Origin of the sequence: Streptomyces sp. NPDC087844 (genome assembly GCF_044742785.1) — a bacterium.
GTDB lineage: Bacteria > Actinomycetota > Actinomycetes > Streptomycetales > Streptomycetaceae > Streptomyces.
Genome location: NZ_JBIUVD010000016.1, coordinates 176,598 through 198,392, shown reverse-complemented (window position 1 = coordinate 198,392; position 21,795 = coordinate 176,598). Strand labels below are relative to the sequence as shown.

The following is a 21,795-nucleotide window of genomic DNA, read 5'->3' as shown; positions in this document are numbered from 1 at the left end:
CGTCACTCTCCGCTCACCAGCACGACCTCAAGGGTGCGGGGACCGTGCACCCCCTCGACCCGGTCGAGTTCGATGTCACTGGTCGCGGACGGACCCGAGATCCAGGTCAGCGGGCGGGCCGGGTCGACGCGCTCCAGGCCCTGGGGCACGGAGGACACGACCTGATCGGGGACGCGTACGACGCAGATGTGGTGGTCCGGGACCAGGGTGGTCCGGCGGCGGCCCTGATCCGGGCTCCCGTCCAGCACGATGGTGCCGGTCTCGGCGATGGCGACGGCGCACGCCGTGACCACGCTGTCGACACGGTCCAGTTCGTCCGGGGTGTCCATGGCGGAGTCGGGCACCTGGGTGACCTCGGTGGCCGCCAGCCACCGGGGGTCAAGGCCCGTCGGTACGGAGACCGCCGCCGAACCCCGCTCGGCCAGCAGCCGGGCGATCGTCGCCGCCAGCTCGCCGGCCGTGCAGCGGTGCACGAGTGCCCGGTAGTCCGCGAGGTTCTCCGCCAGCAGATCCACCGTCTCCTCGACACTCCGGTGCCCGTGCTCGCGCAGATACGGGCGCGCGAAGGCCTGGTCGTACGGCGTGTCGTCCTGTGGCACATCGGCCAGCGCGCGCCGCACCCGGGCCAGGATCAGATCCCTGCTGCTCACTTCGAGGTGTCCTTTCCGCCGCGCGTCGCCTGTCCGCCCCGGGTCCGCTGCCACCAGTCGCGGAAGGGCTCCGCCGGAACCGCCGGCAGTGACCGGGTCTCGCTCCACGCCTTGCCGGGTCCTGGCAGCGTCCGCGGGTGGAAGCGGCGGGTCCGGGAGGCCATCCGCTGGCCGGTGCGCAGCGCGCCCGGATGGCTGAACGCCCACCGGGCGGCACGCATCGCGGCACGCTCGGCGGCATGCCCCTTCGCGGGCTTGAGGACGACCTTGGTGCCCTCGCGGGTCACGGCGCCGCCCTGCACGACCCGTTCCCGCAGATGCACCAGCACCTCCGGGATGTCGATCGCCACCGGGCACACGTCGTAGCAGGCGCCGCACAGCGAGGACGCGTACGGCAGTGAGGCGTCGATCTCGCTCTCGGTGCCCCGCAGTTGGGGGCTGAGGATCGCGCCGATGGGGCCCGGGTAGACCGAGCCGTACGCGTGGCCGCCCGCCCGCTCGTAGACCGGGCAGACGTTGAGACACGCCGAGCAGCGGATGCAGCGCAGGGCCTGCCGGCCCACCTCGTCGGCCAGCGTGTCGGTGCGCCCGTTGTCGATGAGGACCAGATGGAAGGTCTGCGGCCCGTCCCCCTCCGTGGTGCCCGTCCAGGTCGAGGTGTACGGGTTCATGCGCTCGGCCGTCGAGGAGCGGGGGAGGGTCTGGAGGAAGACCTCCAGGTCCTGCCAGGTCGGCACGATCTTCTCGATGCCGACGACCGAGATCAGCGTCTCGGGCAGGGTCAGGCACATCCGGCCGTTGCCCTCGGACTCCACCACGACCAGGGTGCCGGTCTCGGCGACCATGAAGTTGGCGCCGGAGACACCGACCTTGGCACGCAGGAACTTCTCGCGCAGGTGCAGACGCGCCGCGTCGGCCAGTTCGGCGGGCGTGTCGGTCAGGCCCTCGGGCGCCGGGCGGCCCCACTCGCCCATCTCACGCGCGAAGATCTCCCGGATCTCACCGCGGTTGCGGTGGATGGCCGGGACGAGGATGTGCGAGGGCCGGTCCTTGCCCAACTGCACGATCAGCTCGGCGAGATCGGTCTCGTAGGCGTTGATGCCCTCGGCTTCGAGCGCTTCGTTCAGCCCGATCTCCTGCGTGGCCATCGACTTGACCTTGACGACCTCGCTCTCACCGGTCGCCTTGACCAGGTACGTCACGATCCGGTTGGCCTCGTCCGCGTCGGCGGCCCAGTGCACGGTGCCGCCCGCCGCCGTGACCGACTCCTCCAACTGCACCAGATACGTGTCGAGATGGCGGAGCGTGTGGTCCTTGATCTGCTTGCCGGCCTCGCGCAGCTCGGCCCAGTCGGAGAGTTCCGCGACCGCCTTCTCGCGCTTGGCGCGGATGGTGTGCGTCGCGTGGCGCAGGTTGCCGCGCAGGGTCTGGTTGTGGACGGCCTCGTGCGCGGCCTTCGGGAAGGCCGGCATACCGACGAATGTGCCACCGCTCATGCCAGTTCCTCTTCCGTGCTCGCCAGGATCTCCGCGATGTGCACCGGGCGCATGCCCGTCCTGAGCCGGGTCATGGTGCCGCCGATGTGCATGAGGCAGGAGTTGTCGGCGGCGCACAGCACGTCGGCGCCCGTCGACTCGGCGTTGCGGACCTTGTCGGCCCCCATCGCCGCCGAGACGTCGGAGTTCTTGAGAGCGAAGGTGCCGCCGAAGCCGCAGCACTCGTCGGCGCCAGGCAGTTCCTTCAGCTCAAGTCCCCTGACGGACTGGAGCAGTCGGCGCGGCCGGTCGCCCAGACCGAGACTGCGCATTCCGTGGCAGGTGGGGTGGTACGTCACGGTCTGCGGGTAGTACGCGCCCACGTCGGTCACCTTGAGCACGTCCACCAGGAACTCGGTGAGCTCGTACGTCTTCGGTACGACCGGCGCGAGGGCGGTGGCGAGGCCGTCGCCGCGGCCCTCCGAGCGGGCCCGTTCGCCCATCCGGGGGTACAGCTCACGCACCATCGCGCCGCACGAGCCGGAAGGGGTCACGATCGCGTCGTACTCACCGAACACATCGGAGAAGTGCCGGGCCAGTGGTTCGGCCTCGTGGCGGTATCCGGTGTTGTAGTGCGCCTGCCCGCAGCAGGTCTGCGCCATCGGGAAGTCGACGTCGACGCCCAGCCTGGTCAGCAGCTTCACGACGGCTCGGCCTGTGTCCGGATAGAGCGTGTCGTTGACACAGGTCAGGAACAGGGCGACACGCATCGCGGCTCCTATAGATCATTCATCGGATGGGTATACGTTACGCGCGGCTGAGCTTCGCCGTAATGACGTGTGCCGACCGTGCGTTTTTCGGTGCGAATGCCGGTCCGTCGTGGCCGGCCGGGCCCCGCGGCGGAGCCGCACATCGGTACAGCCCCGCGCCCCTGACGGGGTACACCGGTGCTGGGGTGGGACCTCATGTCATCGGCCGGTGAGTCGGGCCTCCGCCGCTTGCCATGCCGCCGTGGTGCCCTGAGGCTCGTAGCGGGTCAGTCGCTGGGTACGGGCCAGCAGCGCGCGCATCTCGGCCCGGTCGCCCACCTGGCCGTTCGTCCGGGCCTGCACCAGGACGTTGCCCAGGGCCGCCGCCTCGGGCGGGCCCGCCACGACCGGGAGACCGCAGGCGTCGGCCGTGAGGCGGCACAGCAGGGCGTTGCGGGCGCCGCCGCCGACGACGTGGACGACGTCGACCGGGTGGTCGGCCAGTTCCTGCGCCTGGAAGATCGCCCGGCGGTGCGCGAGGGCGAGCGAGTCGAGGATGCACCGGGTGATCTCGGCGTGCGACCCAGGCACGGGCTGCCCCGACTCCCGGCAGGCGTCGGCGATCCGGGACGGCATCCGGCCGGGGGCCAGGAACGCTGCGTCACCCGCGTCCACGACGGACCGCAGCGCGGGTACCTCGGCCGCGGCGGACAGCAGCTCGCCCAGGTCGGGGTTCCCCCACTCCCGCAGGCACTCCTGGAGGAGCCACAGGCCCATGATGTTCCGCAGGTAGCGGACCGTGCCGTCCAGCCCCAGCTCGTTGGTGAAGTTCGCCGCGCGGCTCGCCTCGGTGAGGACGGGCGCCGTCAGCTCCAGGCCCACCAGCGACCAGGTGCCGGTGCAGATGTACGCGAACCGCTCGCCCACCGCCGGGACGGCCGCCACCGCGGAGGCCGTGTCGTGGGAGCCGACCGTCGTCACCGGTACCGGCCCCGTCAGCCCGGTCTCCTCCAGCACGCCCGGCCGCAGCAGACCGGCGGGGTCCCCGGGCCGCCGCAGCGGTGCGAAGAGGCCCAGGTCGATACCGAGGCGCGCCGCGACGTCGTACGACCAGTCACCCGTGCGCGGGTCGATCAGCTGGGTGGTGGAGGCGTTGGTCAGCTCGGTGCCGGCCTCGCCCGTGAGCCAGTACGTCAGCAGATCCGGGATGAGCAACAGGCGCTCGGCATGAGCCAGTTGAGCGGAGGAGCCCGCCGCCACCAGCTGGTACAGCGTGTTGAAAGGGGCGTACTGGAGTCCGGTGGCCGCGTACAGCTCGGCGGCGGGCACGGTGGCCCACACCTTCTCCGCGACGCCCTGGGTGCGGGTGTCGCGGTAGTGCACCGGATTGCCGAGCAACGCCCCGTCGGCGTCCAGCAGGCCGTAGTCGACGGCCCAGCTGTCGATGCCGACCGAGTCGACGTGCCCGGCCGCGCGCAGCCCGTCGAGCACCCCCGCGTACAGGGACAGGATGTCCCAGCGCAGGCCCTCGGGCGTACGCACCGGCCGGTTCGGGAAGCGGTGGGCCTCCGTCAGCTCCAGCGAGTCGGGGCCGACGCGGCCGACCATGACGCGTCCGCTGGACGCGCCGAGGTCGACCGCGGCGTACGACTTCACAGCCGATTCCCGAGTGCGGTCCGTCATCGGAGGAACGCGGCGGCGACGCCGGCGTCGACCGGGACGTGCAGACCGGTGGTGTGCGTGAGGTCGCCGCCCGTGAGGGCGAAGACGGCGTTCGCGACGTGCTCGGGAAGGACCTCGCGCTTGAGGATGGTCCGCTGGGCGTAGAACTCGCCGAGCTTCTCCTCCTCGATGCCGTAGGTGGCCGCGCGCTGGGCGCCCCAGCCGCCGGCGAAGATCCCCGAGCCGCGGACGACGCCGTCGGGGTTGACGCCGTTGACCCGGATGCCGTGCTCGCCCAGTTCGGCGGCGAGGAGACGGACCTGGTGGGCCTGGTCGGCCTTGGTCGCCGAGTAGGCGATGTTGTTCGGGCCCGCGAAGACCGCGTTCTTGGACGCGATGTAGATGACGTCGCCGCCCAGCTCCTGCGCGATCATCACCCGGGCCGCCTCGCGCGAGACGAGGAAGGAACCGCGGGCCATGATGTCGTGCTGGAGGTCCCAGTCCTTCGCCGTGGTCTCCAGGAGCGGCTTCGAGATGGAGATGCCGGCGTTGTTCACGACCAGGTCGACACCGCCGAAGGCGAGGACCGCCGCCTTGAAGGCCTCGGCGATCTGCTCCTCGGAGGTCACGTCGACGGCCACGGCGACGGCCTTGTCGGGACCGCCGAGCGCGGTGGCGACCTCGGCCGCGTTCTCCGCGTTGAGGTCCGCGATCACGACACAGGCGCCCTCGGCGACGAGCCGCTCGGCGATCGCCTTGCCGATACCGCTGCCGGCGCCGGTCACGAGCGCGACCCGGGTGGCGAGCGGCTTCGGCTCGGGCATCCGCTGAAGCTTGGCTTCCTCAAGGGCCCAGTACTCGATGCGGAACTTCTCGGACTCCTCGATCGGCGCGTACGTCGAGACGGCCTCCGCGCCGCGCATCACGTTGATCGCGTTGACGTAGAATTCGCCGGCCACGCGTGCGGTCTGCTTGTCCTTGCCGAAGGAGAACATGCCGACGCCGGGGACCAGCACGATCGCCGGGTCCGCGCCGCGCATCGCGGGGGAGTCGGCGTCGGCGTGCCGCCCGTAGTAGGCCGCGTACTCCTCGCGGTACTCGGCGTGCAGTTCCTTCAGCCGTGCGACCGCCTCGTCGAGGGAGGACGTCGGCGGCAGGTCGAGGACGAGCGGCCTGACCTTCGTACGCAGGAAGTGGTCCGGGCACGAGGTGCCGAGGGCGGCGAGGCGGGGGTGCTCGGCGCTCGCCAGGAAGTCGAGGACGACCTCGGAGTCGGTGAAGTGGCCGACCTGGGGGCGGTCCTGCGAGGCCAGCGACCGGATCACGGGCGCGAGGGCGGCGGCCCGCTCCCGCCGCTCGGCGTCACCGAGGGCCGCGTACCCCTCCAGGACGGGACCGAAGGGCTCGGCCTTCCCGCGCTCGACGAGGAACTCCTCGGCGGTGCGGATGATGTGCAGCGAGTTGCGCTCGCACTCCTCGGCGGTGTCGCCCCAGGCGGTGATGCCGTGTCCGCCGAGGACACAGCCGACGGCCTGCGGGTTGGCCTCCTTGACCGCGGCGATGTCCAGCCCCAGCTGGAAACCGGGCCGCCGCCACGGCACCCACACGACACTGTCCCCGAAACACTCGGCGGTCAGCTTCTCGCCGTCGGCGGCGCAGGCGAGCGCGATCCCGGAGTCGGGATGCAGGTGATCGACGTGGGCCGCGTCGACCAGCCCGTGCATGGCCGTGTCGATCGACGGCGCCGCCCCGCCCTTCCCGTGCAGGCAGTAGTCGAAGGCGGCGACCATCTCGTCCTCGCGCTCGACGCCCGGGTACACGTCCTTCAGCGCCAGCAGCCGGTCGAGCCGCAGCACGGCGAGCCCGCCCTCGGTCAGGGTGCCCAGGTCACCGCCGGACCCCTTGACCCACATCAACTCGACGTCCCCGCCGGTCACAGGGTCGGCCCCGGTGCCCTTCGCGGACGTGTTCCCACCCGCGTAGTTGGTGTTACGAGGATCAGCACCGAGCCGATTGGACCGCCCGAGCAGAGCAGCGGCTTCAGGATGGGGACGGGGATGGGTTGCCATGTTCCAGTTCCTTAAAGAAGAAGAGAGAAGAGAGGGGAAAGCCCCGCAAGGGGCGCGGGGCTGTGTCGATCTGCGGCTCCGCCGCGGGGCGCGACCAGCCACGAGCGACCCGCAGTCGGCCACCGGCCTCCGGTCCCACGGCGAGCGGACCGCCGAGGCCGAGGGGGAGCCGGGGTCAGGCGCCCCAACCGGCCTGCTGCCCACCCACCCGCTCCGCGGCGATCTTCTCCGCCCACCCGGACCGGTGATACGCCGCGATCGGATCGGGGTCGAGCCCGAGCTCCTCCCGAACCTCCGCGACCAACGGCCGCACATCCGTGTTGTACGCGTCCATCAGCACGGCGTTGGCGGCCAGCACGTCACCGGCCCGCTGCGCGGCGGCCAACGCGTCCCGGTCGACGAGCAGCGCCTTGGCCGTGGCCTCCTGCACGTTCATCACGGACCGGATGATCGCCGGGATCTTCGCCTCGATGTTGTGGCACTGGTCGAGCATGAACGCCACGTCCGCCGTGAACCCGCCACCCCGGATGACCTCGTACATGATCCGGAACAGCTGGAAGGGGTCGGCCGAGCCCACCATCAGGTCGTCGTCCGCGTAGAACCGCGAGTTGAAGTCGAACGCTCCGAGCTTCCCCTCCCGCAGCAGCGTGGCGACGATGAACTCGATGTTGGTGCCGGGCGCGTGGTGGCCCGTGTCGACGACGACCTGCGCCTTGGGGCCGAGCTTCAGGCAGTGGGCGTACGCCGTGCCCCAGTCCGGCACGTCGGTCGCGTAGAAGGCCGGCTCGAAGAACTTGTACTCAAGGAGCATCCGCTGGTCGTCACCGAGACGCTCGTACACCTGGGCAAGAGCCTCGGAGAGCCGGTCCTGGCGCTCGCGGATGTCGTCCTGGCCGGGATAGTTCGTGCCGTCCGCGAACCACAGCTTCAGGTCCTTCGAACCCGTGGCGTCCATGATGTCCACGCATTCGAGCAGATGGCCCACGGCCTTCCTGCGCACCGCGGCGTCCGGGTGGCAGACGCTGCCCAGCTTGTAGTCGTCGTCCTGGAAGGTGTTGGAGTTGATCGCGCCGAGGGTCAGGCCGCGCTCCTCGGCGTGCTTGGCCAGCGCCGCGTAGTCCTCGACCCGGTCCCAGGGGATGTGCATCGCCACGGTGGGCGCGGCCCCCGTGAACTCGTGCACCTTCGCCGCGTCGTCCAGCTTTTCGAAAGGATTGCGGGGGACCCCTGGCTGCGCGAACACCTTGAAGCGGGTTCCCGAGTTCCCGTACGCCCACGACGGCGTCTCTACTGCCTGGGTCTTGAGGGCGGCCTTCACCGCGGCGAGCTCGGTCACTTCGGGGCTCCTGTGACTTCCGTTGTGGCATCGGTTCCGAACGGCTTCTGAACACCATGGCTCTGAAACGATTCAGAAGGCAGAAGTTATGAGCCCCCCGAAGGGCTGTCAACCCCTGCGGCGCGTACGCCTTGCCGTGACTCGGTTGTGACCTTTGGCTATCGAAAATTTCGGCCTGTACCCATTGACGTGACCTGGGCTACATGTCTAACGTCCCGGCAACCTAGTTGAAACCTTTCACGACGTCGTGAGGCCGCATCGCCCGCGTCGTTGAGGAGCCCCTCATGACCCACCGGTCCGACGCGGATCCGGCCCCCGTGCTGGCACTCAAGGACATCTCGAAGTCCTTCGGCGCCGTACGCGCCCTGCGGGACGTGTCCCTGGAACTCTTCCCCGGCGAAGTGCACGCACTCGCCGGAGAGAACGGCGCGGGCAAGTCGACCCTCATCAAGACGCTCGCCGGCGTGCACCGACCGGACGCCGGTCAGGTGCTCCTGGACGGCGAGCCCACCCTCTTCCACGGTCCCGCCGACGCCCGCGACGCGGGTATCGCGGTGATCTATCAGGAGCCGACTCTCTTTCCCGACCTCTCGATCGCCGAGAACATCTTCATGGGGCGCCAGCCCCGGCGGGCCCTCGGCCGGATCGACCACAAGGCCACGCACGCCGCGACCCTGGCCCTCATGAAGCGTCTCGGCGTCGAGCTCGACCCCGACCGCCCGGCACGCGGCCTGTCCATCGCGGACCAGCAGATCGTCGAGATCGCCAAGGCGCTCTCCTTCGACGCCCGCGTCCTGATCATGGACGAGCCGACCGCCGCACTCACCGGCAGCGAGGTGGCCCGCCTCTTCGGAGTCGTCCGGGCGCTGCGCGAGCAGGGCTCGGCCGTGCTGTTCATCTCGCACCGCCTGGAGGAGATCTTCCAGATCTGCAAGCGGGTCACGACCCTGCGCGACGGTGCCCTGATCTCCAGCGAACCGATCGACGGCATGACCGAGGAGGATCTCGTCCGCCGTATGGTCGGCCGCGACCTCGACGAGCTGTACCCCAAGCAGGACGTCAAGGCGGGCGAGGTCGCGCTGAGCGTGCGGCGCCTGACCCGCGAGGGTGTCTTCACCGACGTCTCCTTCGACGTCCGCCGCGGCGAGATCGTCGGCCTCGCCGGACTCGTCGGCGCCGGGCGCACGGAGGTCGCCCGGGCCGTCTTCGGCGTCGACCGCTGGGACGCCGGAGAGGTCGAGCTCGACGGGAAGAAGCTGACGAACGGCGCGCCCTCCACGGCCATGGCCGCGGGTCTCGCCCTCGTCCCCGAGGACCGCCGCGCCCAGGGCCTGGTGATGGACATGTCCATCGAGCGCAACATCGGCCTCACCGGACTGCGCAAGACCGTGAAAGCGGGACTGATGGACCGCGGCGCCGAGCGCAGCCGCTCCCTCGACTGGGCCGTCAAGCTCCAGGTCAAGTACGCCCGGATCGCCGACACCGTCAACACCCTGTCCGGCGGCAACCAGCAGAAGGTCGTCCTCGCCAAGTGGCTGGCCACCGGCCCGAAGGTGCTGATCGTCGACGAGCCGACCCGCGGCATCGACGTCGGTACGAAGGCCGAGGTGCACCGGCTGCTCAGCCAGCTGGCCGCCGACGGGGTCGCCGTCCTGATGATCTCCTCCGACCTGCCCGAGATCCTCGGCATGGCCGACCGGGTCCTCGTCATGCACGAGGGCCGGCTCACCGCCGAGATCGCACGTACCGACGCCACCGAGGAAACCGTGATGGCCGCAGCCACCGGGAGGGCAGCCGCGTGACGGTCACCGCTCCCAACCCCGCCCCCGCCGCCGAGGTGCAGAAGTCCAGCGGCACCCGGCTGGTGGACCGCGTCTTCAAGATGCGTGAACTCGCCATCCTGCTGGTCTTCCTGGTGATGATCGTCATCACCCAGATCGGCAACAGCGACTTCCTGTCCGAGCAGGGCATCAAGGACCTCCTCCTGAACGCGACCATCCTCGTGCTGGTCGCCACCGGCCAGTCGCTGGTCGTCATCACCCGCAACGTCGACCTGTCCGTCGGCTCGACGCTCGGCATCAGCGCCTTCGCCGCCGGCACCTACCTGGAGGGCGGCGGCAACTCGGTCGTCGCGGTGGTCCTCGCGGTCCTGCTCGGCGTCGGCTGCGGCCTCGTCAACGGACTGCTCGTCAGCCTCGGCCAGGTGCCCGCGCTCGTCGTCACCCTCGGCACGCTCTACATCATCCGGGGCATCGACTCCATCTGGGTCGGCTCCCGGCAGATCACCGCGGCCGGCCTGCCCGACGACTTCATCGACTTCGGCTCCGGCGGCATCTCCGCCGTGCCGTACCTGGCGCTGATCGCGCTGGCGGTACTGATCGCCACGGCGTACTACCTCAAGCACTTCGGCAGCGGCCGTGAGCTGTACGCGCTCGGCTCCAACCCGGAGGCCGCCCGCCTCGCCGGCATCCCCGTACGCAAGCGGATCCTCGCCGCGTACACCTTCTGCGGAGCCCTCGCGGGCCTCGCCGGCGCCCTGTACCTCGCCCGGTTCGGCAACGTCGACTCCGGAACCGGCAACGGCTACGAACTCACCGTCGTCAGCGCGGTCGTGGTCGGTGGCGTCGTCTTCACCGGCGGCTCCGGCAGCGTCTACGGAGCGGCCCTCGGCGCACTGCTCCTCACCTCCATCAACAGCGTGCTGCCCGCCCTCGGTGTCAGCTCCGTCTGGGTGCTCGCCATCAACGGCATCCTGCTCATCCTCGCCATCGCGGTCGACCGGATCGTCGCCCTGCGCGTGGCGACCGCACTGAAGAAGAGGAACGCCCGCCATGGCTGACTCCGCTCTCACGCGCGCCGTCCGCTGGTCCGCCCTGAAAAGGTGGGATTCCGCGGTGGGCGCCCTCCTGATCGTCGTCCTGTTGCTCTCCTTCACCACCGTGGACGGCTTCGGCAACGCGCTCAACCTGTCGTTCCTCATCGGCAACACGCTGCCCATCGCGCTGATCGCCCTGCCGATGACCATGCTCGTGGTGTCCGGCGAGATCGACCTCTCGGTGGCCTCCACGGCCGGTCTGTCCGGCGCCGTGATGGGTGCCCTGTGGAACCAGGGCATGACGATCGAGACGATCATCCCGATCTGCCTGCTCCTCGGAGTGGTGTGCGGGCTGATCAACGGGCTGCTGGTGACCCGCCTGGGTCTGCCGTCCCTCGCCGTCACCATCGGCACCCTCGCCGCCTACCGGGGCATCGCGCAGATCGTGCTCGGCTCCGACGCGGTGACCGACTTCCCCACCCAGTACCTGGACTTCGCGGCCGGCCGCCTCGGGGACACCTTCATCCCGTACGCGCTCCTCCCCTTCCTGGTGCTGCTCGCGATCGCCGTGGTCGCGCTGCACGCCACCCCGTTCGGGCGATCCCTGTTCGCGGTCGGCGCCAACGAGGAGGCGGCGAGGTTCGCCGGCATCCGCGTCAAGCGGCAGAAGCTGATCCTGTTCACCGTGACCGGGCTGATGGCCTCGCTGACCGGCATCTTCTGGGCGCTGCACTACGCCAGCGCCCGGTACGACAACGCCACGGGGCTCGAACTGTCCGTCGTGGCCGCCGTGCTGCTGGGCGGGATCGACTTCGACGGCGGCAAGGGCACGCTCGGTGGGGCGATCGCGGGTGTCTTCCTGCTCGGTGCGCTGCAGAACGTCATGAGTCTGCAGGATGTCTCGGCGCAGTCGCAGATCGTCGTCACCGGCGTTCTGCTGGTGCTGTCCGTGCTCGGGCCGCGGGTCGCGCGGCAGGTCTCCATCGCGCGGGCGGGGCGCCGGGCGGCGCGAAGTTCCACTGGGTAGCTCCGCTGGTTCGGCAGTTCGTCGGCTGCGGGGCCGTTGTGGCTGGTCGCGCAGTTCCTCGCGCCCCTGAAGGCGGGCGCGCCGTACTTCAACTCTGTAAAGGACCCATCATGCGCAAGTCATCCCTCCGTCGAGCCTGTGCGGTTCTCGCCGCCACCACCTCTCTGGCCCTGGCCCTCACCGCCTGCGGTGGGGGGACCTCCAAGGACGACGTCAAGGACGAGGGCGGCTCGAACGCGGCGGCCGGCAAGGCCGACCCGAACGCGGCCACCAAGAAGGGCCTGACCGTCGGCTTCCTGCCCAAGCAGGTCAACAACCCGTACTTCACCTCCTCCGACAAGGGTGGCGAGAAGGCCCTCACCGAGCTGGGCTCGAAGTACAAGGAGGTCGGCACCAACAGCGGCACCGACACCGCCGGCCAGGTCTCCTACGTCAACACGCTCACCCAGCAGCAGGTCGACGCCATCGCCGTCTCCGCGCAGGACCCGGGCGCGCTGTGCACCTCGCTCAAGCAGGCCATGAAGAACGACATCAAGGTCGTCACCTACGACTCGGACACCAAGACCGACTGCCGCAACGCCTTCGTCTCGCAGGCCAGCGCCGAGGACCTGGGCCGCACCGAGGTGCAGCTCCTCGCCGAGCAGATCGGCTACAAGGGTGAGATCGCGATCCTGTCCGCCGCGCAGACCGCGACGAACCAGAACACGTGGATCGACTTCATGAAGGACGAGCTGAAGGACCCGAAGTACAAGGACATCAAGCTCGTCAAGACCGCCTACGGCAACGACGACGCCCAGCAGTCCTTCCAGCAGACCCAGGGCCTCCTCCAGGAGTACCCGAAGCTGAAGGGGATCATCTCCCCGACCACGGTCGGCATCAAGGCCGCCGCCCAGTACCTGTCGGGCTCCAAGTACAAGGGCAAGGTCAAGCTGACCGGCCTCGGCACCCCGAACGACATGCGCAAGTACGTCAAGAACGGCACCGTCGACGCGTTCGAGCTGTGGGACCCGGCGAAGCTCGGCGAGCTGGCCGCCCGCACCTCCGTCGCGCTGGTCTCCGGCCAGATCACCGGCAAGGAGGGCGAGACCTTCAAGGCCGGCGACATGGGCGAGTACACCATCGGCAAGGACGGCGTGATCAACCTCGGCAAGCCGACCGTGTTCAACGCCAAGAACATTGACCAGTTCGACTTCTGAGACAGGCGCCGACAGCAGGGCCGCCCTCCGCGTCGCGGGCGGCCCGGCCGACGGCACTTACCCCCCCCACGACCCCGGAGTGGTACTTCATGCAGCGCGTCTGTTTCCTGCTCAAGGTCCGCGAGGACCGGCTCGACGAGTACCGCGAGAGACACGCCACCGTGTGGCCCGAGATGCAAGAGGCGCTCTCGGCCACCGGCTGGCACAACTACTCGCTCTTCCTGCGCGAGGACGGCCTGCTGGTCGGCTACTTGGAGACCGAGGACTTCGCGGCCGCGCAGGCGGGCATGGAGGCAACCGGGGTCAACGCCCGCTGGCAGGCCGAGATGGCGCCGTTCTTCGAAGCACTGGACGGCGCCAGACCGGACGAAGCCATGAAACCGCTCAACGAGGTGTTCCACCTCGCCTGAAGCCCTGCCGAACCACTGATCCACCTACCCACTGACCCACCTACCCACTGACCCGACCCCTGTGCTCTTCCCTCGCTCGTTCTCGTTCTCCTCGTCCCCACACACCAAGGAGCCCCGAACATGAAGAGACGCACCCTGCTGGCGACCGCCCTGCTCGGCACCGCGGCCGCACCCGCTCTCGCCGGGACGGCCAGGGCGGCAGCCCCCGGCCCCTCGGTCACCCGGACCGGGACCACCACACTCGACAGCCAGGCCATCTTCTTCGTCTCCTACGACGGCTTGGTCAACAACAACTCGTTCCAGAAGAACGCCCTGCTCACCTACAAGGGCCACCAGTACGCCGCCTGGTACACCGCCGACCGCAACGCCGTCATCGGCCGCCGCGTGCTCGGCGCGAGCACCTGGTCGACCGTCAAGGTCGGACACACCCTGCGGTACGACGACTCCCACAACGTCATCTCCATGGGTCTCTCGAAGACCGACGGCCGCCTGCACCTCCACATGGACTCCCACAGCGACGGCTTCACCTACGTGAAGTCGGTGGCCGGGCTCATGGACAACCCCGCGGGACAGACCTGGACCACGAGCCGCTTCGGCGCGCCGCAGTCCACCCTCGACGGGCTCGCCCTCACCTCGCAGTTCACGTATCCGCAGTTCGTCGCCACGCCCGACGGGAAGCTCCAGCTCAGCTACCGCGTCGGGGTGTCCGGCAACGGCCGCAACGCCCTCGCCGAGTACAACGGCACATCCTGGACCGCCCTCGGCGAGTGGAGCGGCTCCACCGGCACGTACACGAGCGAGCACGGGTCCAGCACCGTCCGCAACATGTACCTGCACGGCATCGACTACGACCGGAACGGCCGGCTGCACTCCTTCTTCACCTGGCGTGAGCAGAACGGCGCGGTGATGTGCAACAGCGGCGGCCTGACCAACCACGACACGGGTTACGTCTACTCGGACGACCGCGGCCGCACCTGGCGCAACGACGCCGGTACGGTGGTCGGCACCACCGGCACCTCGAACACGGTCGCCGTCACCGACAGCGGCCTGGTGATCGACGCGCTCAACCCGGACCACTCCCTGATGAACCAGGAGAGCCAGGCCACCGACTCCGCCGGCCGTCCGCACGCGATCATCAGTTACGTTCCCGGCCGCTTCGGCCAGTGCACCACGAACTACGTCGGCGACCGGACGGCCAACGGGCGCGCCTTCCACGTACGGAAGACCGCCGCCGGAGCCTGGAGCAAGACGGAGATACCGGTCGCCCTCAACTCCAGCCAGCGCACCAGGCTGGTCCTCGACAAGTACGACAACGCGTACGCGATCCTGCCGTACGGACGCATCGCCGCCGCGTCCGCCGCCTCCGGACACACCGACTGGACGACCCTGTTCGACGGCAGCGGACTCGACGCCTTCGGCGAGGTCCTCGTCGACGAGACGCGGATCGCCCAGGACGGCGTACTGTCCCTCCTTCACCAGGTCAGGTCCAGCGGTACGACGCCCTCGGCGCTGCGTGTCATCGACTTCGGACTGCCTGCGTGACGCAGTCCGTTCCGGGTGGGCACGCGGGTAATGTGACTGCGTGCCCACCACTCACCGTTCCATGGAGGTAACCGCCTGATGGCCCAGTCGGTGGGTATCAAGGACGTCGCCCGAGTCGCCGGAGTCTCCGTCGGCACGGTCTCGAACGTCATCAACCGCCCGGACACGGTCGCCTCCGAGACCCGTGCCCGTGTGCTCTCCGCCATCGACCGGCTCGGCTATGTCCGCAGCGAGTCGGCCCGGCAGTTGCGCGCCGGACGGAGCCGGATCATGGGCCTCCTCGTCCTGGACATGGGCAACCCCTTCTTCGTGGACGTGGCGCGGGGCGCCGAGCGGGCGGCCCGCGAGACCGGGCTCGGCGTGATGGTCTGCAACAGCGCGCAGAGCGCCGGCGAAGAGGCCGACTATCTGTCGCTCTTCGCCGAACAGCGCGTCCGGGGCGTCCTGTTGACCCCCGCCGACGCGACCGGGCGCAACATAGAGGCGTTCCGCCGGCACGGCATCCCCTTCGTCCTCGTCGACCGCGTGGCCGAGGGCACCACCGAGTGCTCGGTGTCCGTCGACGACGTCGCGGGCGGCGCACTCGCCGTACGGCACCTGATCGACGCGGGCCACCGCTCCATCGCGTACGTGAGCGGCCCGCCCGGACTCACCCAGGTCACCGACCGCCGCACGGGCGCCATGAACGCCCTCGCCGAGGCCGGACTCGGCCCGGAACGCCTGCGCGAACTGCCCACCGAGCGCCTCGACGTGGCCGCGGGCCGCGACGCGGGAGCCCGGCTCCTCGGCCTCGCCGACCGTCCCACCGCCGTCTTCTGCGCCAACGACCTGCTCGCCCTCGGTGTGCTGCAGGCGATGTTCGCGGCCGGGGTGAGCGTTCCGGACGACCTCGCGATCGTCGGCTACGACGACATCGAGTTCGCCGCGGCGGCGGCCGTCCCGCTGACCTCGGTGCGCCAGCCCGCCGTGACCATGGGCGCGCTCGCCGCGGAACTGCTCCTGGAGGAGACCGAGGCCGACGCGGCCCCCGGCGCGCACAAGCACCGGCGCGTGGTCCTCCAGCCGGAACTGGTGGTCCGGCGCTCCAGCCTCCCACCGCGCTGAGGAGTGTTCCGGGCTGAGCGGTGGTGCTGAGCGGTTGTTCAGTACGTTCCTGTTCCCGAGGTGTTCCACGGCCTGATCGGCCGGTCAGTACGGATTTCTTGATCCCCGGCCTCGGCTCGCCGAAGAACTTGTGCTGAACTGGTTCGCGGTCAGGAATCCGTCCGTCTCGGGAGCCCCTTTTGAGCGCCAGTTACCGTCAGCCCGGTGTCGTCCTCAGCGACCGCCGGTTCACCGTGCCCCTCGATCACGACGCCCCCACCGGGGAGACGATCGAGCTGTACGCCCGTGAGGTGGTCGCGAGTGACCGGGCGGACCAGGACCTGCCCTGGCTGGTGTATCTCCAGGGAGGGCCCGGATTCGGCGCCAACCGCTTCGTCGGCAGGCAGGCCTGGCTGGGCCGCGCCCTGCAGGAGTACCGCGTCCTGCTGCTCGACCAGCGCGGCACCGGCAGCTCCACCCCCGCCAACCGGCAGACGCTCCCGCTGCGCGGCGGACCCCGCGAACAGGCCGACCATCTCGCGCTGTTCCGCGCCGACTCCATCGTTCGCGACTGCGAGGCGATCCGCCCGGCCGTCACCGGCGGCGCCCCCTGGGCCGTCCTCGGCCAGAGCTTCGGCGGCTTCTGCACGACCCACTACCTCTCCACCGCGCCGGAGGGGCTCAGCACGGCCCTGATCACAGGCGGCCTCCCGACCCTCGACGGGCACGCCGACGACGTCTACCGGGCCGCGTACCCGCGTATCGAGCGCAAGGTCGCCGCGCACTACGCGCGTTACCCCCAGGACATCGAGCGGGCCCGGCGGATCGCCGAGTACGTCCTGCTCAACGAGCCCGTCCTGCCCGGCGGCTACCGGCTCACCGTCGAGGCCTTCCAGTCGCTCGGCATCCTCCTCGGCGGCGGCGAGGGCAGCCACCGGCTGCACTACCTCCTGGAGAACGCCTTCGTCCGCACCGCCCAGGGCACGGCCCTCTCCGACGCCTTCCAGGAGGAGGTCAGGCCCCTCCTCTCCTACGCCGGACATCCCCTGTACGCGCTGGTCCACGAGGCCTGCTACGCACAGGGCGAGCGCCCCACCGCCTGGTCCGCCGAGCGGGTCCGCGCCGACTTCCCCCAGTTCGACGCCGCCAAGAGCCTCGCGGGCGACGGTCCCGTGCTCTTCACCGGCGAGTCCGTCCACCCCTGGACCTTCGACTGCGACCCCGCCCTGCGCCCGCTGCGCGAGACCGCGGACCTCCTGGCCGAGCGCACCGACTGGCCCGTCCTGTACGACGCCGCCCGGCTCGCCGCCAACGAGGTCCCCGTCGCCGCGGCCGTCTACCACGACGACATGTACGTCGACACGGACCACGCCCTGCGCACGGCCGGCACGATCCGCGGCCTGCGCACGTACGTCACGAACGAGTTCGAGCACGACGGCGTACGAGCGGGCGGCCCCCGAGTCCTGGACCGCCTCCTGTCCCTGGCGAGGGACGAGGCCTGAAGGCCCCGCAAGGGGGGGCGCCCTCCGGGGGCGCGGGGAACCGCGCGCCCAGCCACAACGGACCCGCAGGTCACGTCCGCTCCCTAGTCTGATCCCATGACGAGATTCAACGATCACGCAGTCCTGATCACAGCCGCGGGCCAGGGCATCGGCGAGGCAACGGCACACCGCTTCGCCGAGGAGGGCGCGTCCGTGCTGGTCACGGACCGGGACAAGGCGCGTGCCGAGCGGGTGGCCGCCGCGATCCGTGACAGCGGCGGCACGGCCGCGTCGTACGCGTGCGACGTGACCGACCCCGCCGCCGTCGAAGGGGCGGTCACCACGGCAGTGGACTCCTTCGGCCGCCTCGACGTGCTGGTCAACAACGCCTACGCGTGCCACACCGACCCCGCCTCCTTCGAGGAGCACGAGGACGGCCCCTGGTACGAGGACTTCGAGATCACCCTGCACGGCGCGTACCGCTGCATCCGGGCGGCCCTGCCGCATCTGGTGGCCGCGGGCGGGCGAGGGGCGATCGTCAACATCGGTTCGGTCAACGCCGAGCAGCACTTCGGCTCCCACGCGTACAGCGCGGCGAAGGCGGCACTGGCCTCGCTCACCCGTACCGTCGCCGTCGAATCGGCCCCGCGGGGTGTCCGGGTGAATCTCGTCGAGCCCGGCACCGTCCGCACCAACGCCTGGGACGACCGGGCCGAGGTCCTCGTACGGGCCGCCGCCCACTACCCCTTGGGACGGGTGGGCGAGCCCGCCGACATCGCGTCCGCCGTCGCCTTCCTGGCCTCGGCGGACGCGGCCTGGATCACCGGAGTGACGCTGCCGGTCGACGGCGGCCTGCTGGTGAGCAACCTGGCGATGATCCGTGACATGTCCTGAGACCGGGCGACACAACAGAACAAATTCCAGGGAGAGTTGAACCGCGGGCGCGCAGGACGGCCTACCTCTGCCGCGTGATCCGACCCCGCCACCCACGCCGCGGCCACCGGTCGGGCGGTGATCACCACGGGCGCGCCCTGCGTACGCTGGGGGACATGCAAGACGAACCCGGCAGCGCGGCCCCCGCCCGCACCGACCTGACAGCCGACTGTGCCCAGTGCTTCGGGCTGTGCTGTGTCGCGCTGCCCTTCGCCGCCTCGGCGGACTTCGCGATCGACAAGGCCGCCGGAAGCCCCTGCAGGAACCTGCGGACGGATTTCGGCTGCGGCATCCACACGGAGCTGCGGCAGCGGGGCTTCAACGGCTGCACGGTCTACGACTGCTTCGGCGCCGGCCAGAAGGTCTCGCAGCTCACCTTCGGGGGCGAGGACTGGCGCTCGGGAAGCAGGGAGCACTCCCGGCTGATGTTCGACGTGTTTCACGCCGTACGGCAACTGCAGGAACTGCTCTGGTATCTCACCCAGGCGCTGGAGCTGCCCGCGGCCCGCCCGGTCCACCCCGAACTGCGCCGCGCGCTCGACCGCGCCGAGGCGCTCACCCGCCGGGAGCGGGAGGAACTGGCCGAGCTGGACGTGACGGCGGTCCGCCAGGACGTCAACGTCCTGCTGCTGCGCGCCAGCGAGCTGACCCGCGCCGGTCTCTGCCGGGACAAGTACAACAAGAAGGACAAGAGGAAGGAACGCCGGGGCGCCGACCTGATGGGGGCCCGGCTCAAGGGTGCCGATCTACGGGGCGCCAACCTCCGCGGTGCCTACCTCATCGCCGCCGACCTGACGGGCGCCGATCTGCGCTCCGCCGACCTGATCGGCGCCGACCTGCGCGACGCCGACCTCACGGACGCCGACCTGACCGGCGCCCTCTTCCTCACCCAGCCGCAGCTCAACGCCGCCAAGGGCAGCGCGGGCACCAGGCTTCCGGCGTCATTCACCCGCCCCGGTCACTGGACACCGTGACGCCGACGGGGCCTCCCGGGCCCCGGAGACCTCCGGCCCGCCGGGCGGCGCGGGGGAGCGGCGGCCGAGCCGCAGTGTCAGCCCCTCCGGCATCAGCGTGAGCCGCTCCGCCACCCGCAGCCGGTAGGCGGGGTCCGGCAGCAGCTCGTACCGGCGCAGGAGCAGCCCCAGGACGAGGGTCGCCTCGTGCAGTGCGAACTGCCGCCCTATGCACGCCCTGGCGCCGGTGCCGAACGGCTTGAAGGTGTGGGCGGGCCGGGCCCGTACCGCCCCCGGCTCGAAGCGGTCCGGATCGAACCTCTCCGCGTCCGGGCCCCACGCGTCGGGATCGCGGTGCAGCAGCGGCATCAGGACCAGCGCCCACGCGCCCCTGCGCATCGGATGGACATCGCCCAGGACCGTGTCCTCGCGGGCCTCGCGCGCGAACGCGGGCGCCGTCGGCCACAGCCGCAGCGACTCGTCGAGCACGCGCCGCACGTACCGGAGCCTGGCGACCTGGTCGTAGGCCGGTTCCGGGGTGTCTCCCCAGACGCGGTCCACCTCGGCACGGGCGCGGGCGGCGATCCCGGGGTGCCGCGCCAGATGGTGCAGGGCGAAGGAGAGCGCGCCCGACGTCGTCTCGTGGCCGGCGATCAGGAAGGTGATGACCTGTCGGCGGATGTTCTCGGGCGTCAGCCGCTCGCCGGTCTCCGGATGGGCGGTCTCCAGCATCCGGTCCAGCAGATCGCCGTCGCCGGCCGGCCCGTGCAGCCGCGTCTCGACGACGGCGTCGACCGTGCGGTTGAGGTACGCCACGTCGGCCCGGTTGCGGCGGGTGGCCGTGCGCATCAGCACCGGCGCCACCGGCGGGGGGACGACATTGAGGCGCTGCGCGTACGACAGGGCGCCCACCATGGCCGTGACGAAGGGGTGCGGCCGGGCCCGCTCGAACGAGTCGAAGTCATGGCCGAAGCCGGTGCGGGCGATCGTCTCCAGCGTCAGCTTCGTCATGTCGCCGGGCACGTCGACGGCCCGTCCCGCGGCCTGTGCGCCGTCCCAGCGGTCGGTGAGCCGGGAGGCGACCCCCAGCATCATCGCGTGGTAGCCCTCCATGGCCTCGCGGCTGAAGCCGGGCACCAGCACGTCGTGCGCCAGCTGCCAGTTGGGCTCGTGGTTGTACGCCGTGAAGAGGCCGTCCCCGGCGACGGGCCGGAGGTTGGCGACCCCCAGCCCCACATGCTTGGCGAACCGTGACTCGTCCGCCAGCTCACCCGTGAGCCCCGCGCCCCAGACGAAGACGACCTCCTTGCCGAACCCCTTGCGCCGGAAGATCGGCCCGAGCCTTCGTCCGACACGCAGCGAATCCTGCAACGGCGTACGGAGGTTGGTCCCGACGGCGTCACCGATCAGCGGCACCCGGTAGGGCGGGTGCGGGATGCGGCGCAGTTCGGGCCAGCCCAGCTCCGCGCTGCGGAACCCCTTCGGCAGCGCGCCTTTCGGCGCGCCCTTCGACGACCGGGTCTCCCTCGTGCCCGCCATCACGTCATCTCCCCTGCACCGGCCGCCGGTTGCGCTTGTTGTACGCGGATTCAATAGTGTCCGCCAGTCTGGTACCGCTGTTGAACCGACGTCAAGTAAGACGCTGTGCAAGACGCCGTGCAAGGCACCGTGTGAGATGTCGGTCGAGTCGGCGGGCCGGGTAAAGTGCGGGCATGGCCGCCAAGGAGGGGGAGCGCACGCGTCGTCGGCTCAGTACCGAGGAGCGCCGGGAGGAACTGCTCACGGTCGGGGCGAGGCTGTTCTCGGAGAGTCCGTACGACGACGTCTGGATCGAGCAGGTCGCCGAACTCGCCGGTGTGTCACGGGGGTTGCTCTACCACTACTTCCCGACCAAGCGGGACTTCTTCGCGGCCGTCGTCGAGCGGGAGAGCGGGCGCATGCTGCGGGTCACCGCCGCCGTGCCCGGAGTGCCCGTGCGTACGCAGATCGACGCCGGGCTCGACACCTTCCTGGAGTACGTCCAGAAGCACGCGCACGGCTTCCGCGCCTTCCATCGCGCGGAGGCGGCGGGGGACCAGGCCGTCCGGAAGGTGTACCGGGAGACGTTGGCCGCGCAGCAGCGGCAGATCCTGGAGGCGCTGGCGGCCGACCCGGAGACGGCCTGGACCGAGGAGGATCTGCCGGTCCTGCGGATCGCCGTGCGGGGCTGGCTGGCCTTCATGGCGGCCGCCTGTCTGGAGTGGCTCAAGGAGCCGGATCTCTCCCGGGAACAGGTGCGCGACGTGTGCGCGCGAGCTCTGCTCGGAGCCGTCCGTCCGTGAACTCCCCGTCACAAAGGTGCCGTGAGCGGCGCCGCGTGGTTGGCGTACACCTCGATCTTCTGTAGGTTAGGCAAGGCTTACCTAAGGGAGGTT

General features: G+C 70.4%; 18 protein-coding genes. 11 read left to right on the top strand and 7 right to left on the bottom strand.

The features are described from left to right. Window positions 1–2 precede the first annotated feature (2 nt). The 6 genes from ACIOKD_RS28345 to rhaI form a co-directional block, all read right to left on the bottom strand. Window positions 3–650, bottom strand: coding sequence for a lactate utilization protein C (locus tag ACIOKD_RS28345; RefSeq protein ID WP_402089612.1), 648 nt, complete (start codon window positions 648–650; stop codon window positions 3–5). After that, window positions 647–2,146: a LutB/LldF family L-lactate oxidation iron-sulfur protein gene (locus tag ACIOKD_RS28340; protein WP_402089611.1), complete on the bottom strand. Its 1,500-nt coding sequence runs from the start codon at window positions 2,144–2,146 to the stop codon at window positions 647–649. Before ACIOKD_RS28340 ends, ACIOKD_RS28345 begins: the two co-directional genes overlap by 4 nt. Then, complete coding sequence (locus ACIOKD_RS28335) at window positions 2,143–2,895, bottom strand: (Fe-S)-binding protein (protein WP_402089609.1); 753 nt, start codon at window positions 2,893–2,895, stop codon at window positions 2,143–2,145. Before ACIOKD_RS28335 ends, ACIOKD_RS28340 begins: the two co-directional genes overlap by 4 nt. A gap of 198 nt (window positions 2,896–3,093) precedes the next feature. Then, on the bottom strand, window positions 3,094–4,530 hold the full coding sequence (locus ACIOKD_RS28330) for a rhamnulokinase family protein (protein ID WP_402089682.1): 1,437 nt from the start codon (window positions 4,528–4,530) through the stop codon (window positions 3,094–3,096). Window positions 4,531–4,553: 23 nt separating this feature from the next. Next, window positions 4,554–6,605, bottom strand: coding sequence for a bifunctional aldolase/short-chain dehydrogenase (locus tag ACIOKD_RS28325; protein ID WP_402089607.1), 2,052 nt, complete (start codon window positions 6,603–6,605; stop codon window positions 4,554–4,556). A 175-nt stretch (window positions 6,606–6,780) separates the two neighbouring features. Next, a complete protein-coding gene (rhaI, locus tag ACIOKD_RS28320) occupies window positions 6,781–7,941 on the bottom strand; it encodes an L-rhamnose isomerase (protein ID WP_402089603.1) in 1,161 nt (386 codons plus the stop codon). Window positions 7,942–8,225: 284 nt separating this feature from the next. Here rhaI and ACIOKD_RS28315 point away from each other — a divergent pair, with 284 nt between their 5' ends. The 10 genes from ACIOKD_RS28315 to ACIOKD_RS28270 all read left to right on the top strand — a co-directional run bounded on the left by ACIOKD_RS28315 (window position 8,226) and on the right by ACIOKD_RS28270 (window position 19,402). Further along, a complete protein-coding gene (locus ACIOKD_RS28315) occupies window positions 8,226–9,743 on the top strand; it encodes a sugar ABC transporter ATP-binding protein (protein WP_402089601.1) in 1,518 nt (505 codons plus the stop codon). Then, a complete protein-coding gene (locus ACIOKD_RS28310) occupies window positions 9,740–10,780 on the top strand; it encodes an ABC transporter permease (RefSeq protein ID WP_402089599.1) in 1,041 nt (346 codons plus the stop codon). The genes ACIOKD_RS28315 and ACIOKD_RS28310 overlap by 4 nt, the downstream gene beginning before the upstream one ends. Next, window positions 10,773–11,783 (top strand): ABC transporter permease, encoded by a 1,011-nt coding sequence (locus tag ACIOKD_RS28305; protein WP_402089597.1) that lies wholly within the window; start codon window positions 10,773–10,775, stop codon window positions 11,781–11,783. Before ACIOKD_RS28310 ends, ACIOKD_RS28305 begins: the two co-directional genes overlap by 8 nt. 110 nt (window positions 11,784–11,893) lie before the next feature. Further along, window positions 11,894–12,979: a rhamnose ABC transporter substrate-binding protein gene (rhaS, locus tag ACIOKD_RS28300; RefSeq protein ID WP_402089595.1), complete on the top strand. Its 1,086-nt coding sequence runs from the start codon at window positions 11,894–11,896 to the stop codon at window positions 12,977–12,979. Between the two features lie 89 nt (window positions 12,980–13,068). Then, window positions 13,069–13,389: an L-rhamnose mutarotase gene (locus tag ACIOKD_RS28295; protein ID WP_402089593.1), complete on the top strand. Its 321-nt coding sequence runs from the start codon at window positions 13,069–13,071 to the stop codon at window positions 13,387–13,389. Between the two features lie 120 nt (window positions 13,390–13,509). Beyond that, complete coding sequence (locus tag ACIOKD_RS28290) at window positions 13,510–14,931, top strand: BNR repeat-containing protein (RefSeq protein ID WP_402089591.1); 1,422 nt, start codon at window positions 13,510–13,512, stop codon at window positions 14,929–14,931. Between the two features lie 78 nt (window positions 14,932–15,009). After that, window positions 15,010–16,035, top strand: a complete 1,026-nt coding sequence (locus tag ACIOKD_RS28285) for a LacI family DNA-binding transcriptional regulator (protein WP_402089589.1) — start codon at window positions 15,010–15,012, stop codon at window positions 16,033–16,035. Window positions 16,036–16,214: 179 nt separating this feature from the next. Next, window positions 16,215–17,516 carry an alpha/beta fold hydrolase gene (locus tag ACIOKD_RS28280; protein WP_402089587.1) on the top strand — a complete coding sequence of 434 codons (1,302 nt, stop codon included), beginning with the start codon at window positions 16,215–16,217 and terminating at the stop codon, window positions 17,514–17,516. Between the two features lie 96 nt (window positions 17,517–17,612). Further along, window positions 17,613–18,389, top strand: coding sequence for an SDR family NAD(P)-dependent oxidoreductase (locus ACIOKD_RS28275; RefSeq protein WP_402089585.1), 777 nt, complete (start codon window positions 17,613–17,615; stop codon window positions 18,387–18,389). Window positions 18,390–18,544: 155 nt separating this feature from the next. Next, complete coding sequence (locus ACIOKD_RS28270) at window positions 18,545–19,402, top strand: pentapeptide repeat-containing protein (RefSeq protein ID WP_402089583.1); 858 nt, start codon at window positions 18,545–18,547, stop codon at window positions 19,400–19,402. Here ACIOKD_RS28270 and ACIOKD_RS28265 read toward each other — a convergent pair. After that, complete coding sequence (locus ACIOKD_RS28265; protein WP_402089581.1) at window positions 19,370–20,920, bottom strand: cytochrome P450; 1,551 nt, start codon at window positions 20,918–20,920, stop codon at window positions 19,370–19,372. The genes ACIOKD_RS28270 and ACIOKD_RS28265 overlap by 33 nt on opposite strands. A gap of 173 nt (window positions 20,921–21,093) precedes the next feature. Between ACIOKD_RS28265 and ACIOKD_RS28260 the strand changes: the two genes are divergently transcribed. Beyond that, window positions 21,094–21,702: a TetR/AcrR family transcriptional regulator gene (locus ACIOKD_RS28260; RefSeq protein ID WP_402089579.1), complete on the top strand. Its 609-nt coding sequence runs from the start codon at window positions 21,094–21,096 to the stop codon at window positions 21,700–21,702. Window positions 21,703–21,795 lie beyond the last annotated feature (93 nt).